Annotated in this window: 2 protein-coding genes and 1 pseudogene; 1 reads left to right on the top strand and 2 read right to left on the bottom strand. The window is 71.5% G+C overall.

Going from position 1 to position 3,603, the window contains the following annotated elements; all coding sequences use genetic code 11:
- Positions 1–2,600 (top strand): tetratricopeptide repeat protein (locus CH341_RS34585; protein ID WP_111422881.1); only part of this gene is annotated, 2,600 nt, incomplete at its 5' end.
- 24 nt (positions 2,601–2,624) lie between these two features.
- On the opposite strand, the gene fliP is transcribed toward CH341_RS34585, so the two are convergent.
- Together fliP and CH341_RS34580 are read right to left on the bottom strand one after the other, a co-directional pair.
- A complete protein-coding gene (gene fliP / locus CH341_RS29430; protein WP_425376222.1) occupies positions 2,625–3,353 on the bottom strand; it encodes a flagellar type III secretion system pore protein FliP in 729 nt (242 codons plus the stop codon).
- A gap of 56 nt (positions 3,354–3,409) precedes the next feature.
- A pseudogene (locus CH341_RS34580) lies at positions 3,410–3,603 on the bottom strand (hypothetical protein); the annotation flags it as partial.

Genomic DNA, 3,603 nt, shown 5'->3' with positions numbered 1-3,603 from the left:
TCGTCTCGGCGCCTCCCGCCGACCTGGCCGACGTGCCGGTCCGGCCGGCCGCACCTGCGGCGCCGGCAGGCGCCGAGTCGCCCTCCGTCGATCCGCCGGCGCCCGTCATCGTCGCTCCCGCGCCCTCCGGCGATCCGACCGGCGCCGTCCAGGTGCAGGTCGGCCGGCAGGCCGAGAACCTGATTCTCAGCTTCCCGTTCTCCGTCGCGACCCCGGTCGCGGTGTTCAACCGGGCCGACACGCTCTGGGTCGTCTTCGACACCGGCGCCCGGATCGATGTCGCGGCGCTCGGCCGCGACCGCAGCGGCACCGTGCAGAGCGCGTCGCTCACCCGGCTGCGCGACGGCCAGGCGCTCCGCCTCAAGCTGGAGCGGCCCCGCCTCGCCACGGTGCGCATCGATGGCCCGACCGTCACGGTCGTCATCGGCGACCAGATCATGGAGGCGCCGCGGCCGTTGTCGCTGGTGCGCAACCCGGCGAGCCAGAGCCGCGTCACCACCGCGGTGCCGTTCGACGATCCGCGTGCCGTGCATCGCCTCACCGATCCGGAGGCGGGCGACACGCTCGTCGTCGTCACCGGCCTCGGGCCGCCGCGCGGCTTCATGCAGCCGCAGGACTATGTCGAGTTCGGCGTGCTGCCGTCGGCCCATGGCGTGGTGCTCCAGCCGGTCGCCGACGACCTGACGGTCGAGCTCGGCACCGACCGCATCACCATCGGGCGGCCCGGCGGGCTCTCGGTCTCGGCGAGCGACATGGTCGGTCGCCGCACCGGCCTGTTCCGGCCCGCCGTCTTCGATCCGCAGCTGTGGGGCTTCGACCGCGAGGCCGACTTCGAGGAGCGCCGCCGCACCCTGGTGAACGCCGCCGCCGAGGCCCTCGAGACGCGCCGCACCGGCGCCCGGATGGATCTCGGCCGCTTCTATCTGGCCCGCGAGATGTATGCCGAGGCCAAGGGCGTGATCGAGGTGGCGATCGGCGAGGAGCGCCCCGGCGCCGACGATCCGGCCGGCCTGCTCATGCACGCCTTCGCCAACATCATGCTCGGGCGAATCCCCGAGGCCCTGAAGGATCTGTCGCATCCGATCGTCGCCAGCCATCCCGACGCCCAGATCTGGCGCGGCTTCGCCATGGCCAAGCAGGGCAACTGGGCGGACGCCAACGACAAGCTCCGCAACGTCGAATCCTCGATCTCGACCCTGCCGATGCAGCTCCAGCGCCTGATCCTCAAGGACGCGGTGCGGGCCGCCCTCGAGGTGAAGAACTTCGCGGCCGCCGCCAATCTGATGCACGCCTTCGAGACGCTGGGCATCGACAAGAGCATGGAGGCCGCCATCGCGGTGCTGGCCGGACAGGTGGCGGAAGGCCTCGGCCGCAGCGGCGACGCGCTCGCCGACTACCGGCTCGCCGCCACCTCCGGCATCGGGCCGGACGCCGCCCAGGCGCGGCTGCGCGAGACCGTGCTGCGTTATCATCTCGGCGACCTCAAGCGGTCCGAGGTCATCGGCGATCTCGAGGAGCTCACCACGCTGTGGCGCGGCGACGACACCGAGATCGAGGCGCTGCAGATGCTGGCCCGCCTCTACACGCAGGAATCGCGCTATCGCGACGCCTTCCACGTGATGCGCACGGCCCTGATGGCGCATCCCAACTCGGAGCACACGCGGCGCATCCAGGAGGAGGCGTCGAGCACCTTCGACACGCTGTTCCTGGCCGGGAAGGGCGACGCGATGCCGGCCGTCGACGCGCTCGGCCTGTTCTACGACTTCCGCGAGCTGACCCCGATCGGCCGACGCGGCGACGAGATGATCCGCCGGCTCGCCGACCGGCTCGTCTCGGTCGACCTGCTCGACCAGGCGTCCGAGCTGCTCCAGCACCAGGTCGACCACCGCCTGCAGGGCGCCGCCCGGGCCCAGGTCGCGACGCGGCTCGCCATCGTCTATCTGATGAACCGCAAGCCGGACCGCGCGCTCGCCACCTTGCGCGCCACCCAGACCACCAACATCGCGACCGAGCTGCGCAACCAGCGGCTGCTCATCGAGGGGCGGGCGCTGTCCGACATCGGGCGGCCCGATCTCGCCCTCGAGGTGATCGGCAACCTGGACGGCCGGGAGGCGCAGCGGCTGCGCAGCGACATCCTGTGGTCGGCGAAACGCTGGCAGGCGGCCGGCGAGCAGATCGAGATGATGTACGGCGAACGCTGGCGCGACTGGCAGCCGCTCAGCGAGCCCGAGCGGGCCGACCTGCTGCGCGCCGCCATCGGCTACGCGCTCGCCGACGACACCATCGGGCTCGGCCGCTTCCGCGAGAAATACGTGGCCAAGATGGCCGACGGTCCCGACCGCCGCGCCTTCGACGTGGCGACCGCGCCGCGCGCCTCGAACGCCCCGGAGTTCGCCTCGGTGGCCCGCATGGTGGGCTCCACCGACACGCTCGACAGCTTCCTGCGCGAGATGCGGACGCGTTATCCCGAGACGGGGTCGTTCAGCAACGAGCCTCCGGGAGCCGCCGGCGCGCCCGGCAACCAGACCCGGGCCCTGCAGCCCGATCCCGACCCGACCGCCTCGATCCGGCCCCGCAAGCTCACGGCGGTGAAGCGGTAGCGGATCCGGTCCTCCGTCCGCCGGCTACGATCCGTAGCTCTGCACCAGGCTGCCCGCGACCAGGTTCCAGCCGTCCACCAGCACGAAGAAGATCAGCTTGAACGGCAGCGAGATGGTCGCCGGCGGCAGCATCATCATGCCCATCGACATCAGCACCGAGGCCACCACCAGGTCGATGATCAGGAACGGCAGGAACAGCAGGAAGCCGATCTCGAAGGCCCGCTTCAGCTCGGAGATCATGAAGGCCGGGACCAGGATGCGCAGCGACAGCTCCTCCTGGGTCGGCGGCGGCGGCTCGCGCGACATGTCGACGAACAGCTTGAGGTCCTTGTCGCGCACGTTCTTCAGCATGAAGGCGCGGAACGGCTCGCTCGACCGCTCGAAGGCCTGCTCGGGCGTGATCTCGTTGTTGACCAGCGGACGCACCCCGATGTCGTAGGCGCGCTCGAACGCCGGTCCCATGACGAAGGCGGTGAGGAACAGCGCGAGCGAGATGATCACGGTGTTGGGCGGCGCCGTCGCCGTGCCCAGCGCGGTGCGCAGCAGCGACAGCACCACGACGATTCGGGTGAACGACGTCACCATCACCAGGATGGACGGCGCCAGCGACAGCACCGTGAGCAGCGCGATGATCTGGACGACGCGCTCGGTCAGCCCGCCGCCCTGGCCGCCGCCCAGGTTGATGCTGATGTCCTGAGCCGCCGCCGGCCCGACCATCGTCGCGCCGACGAGGAGCGCCCCCGTCACCGTCAGGGCTACTCCGGCCGCCACCGTCGCGAGACGAACGCTGCGGCCGTGCCTCGAAGGCGTCACGGCTTCCCGGGCGCGCGGCCGAGAAGATTCGCCATTTCCTCTTCGAGGCTCTCGTAGGCGGTCTTGCCGGATGGCTTCTGGTCGTTCGGCTCGGTCGCCGGGGCCGCCGCGTGCGGCTCCTCGGCCGGTGCGGCCGGCGGAGCGGCGTGGGTGGGCTCCGGGCTGGTGTCGGCCGGTGCGGCGGGCGGCG

Source organism: Rhodoplanes roseus (assembly GCF_003258865.1).
Taxonomy (GTDB): Bacteria; Pseudomonadota; Alphaproteobacteria; order Rhizobiales; family Xanthobacteraceae; genus Rhodoplanes; species Rhodoplanes roseus.
Note: the sequence above shows the minus strand (reverse complement) of the source record. Positions and strands in the feature narration are given on the sequence as shown.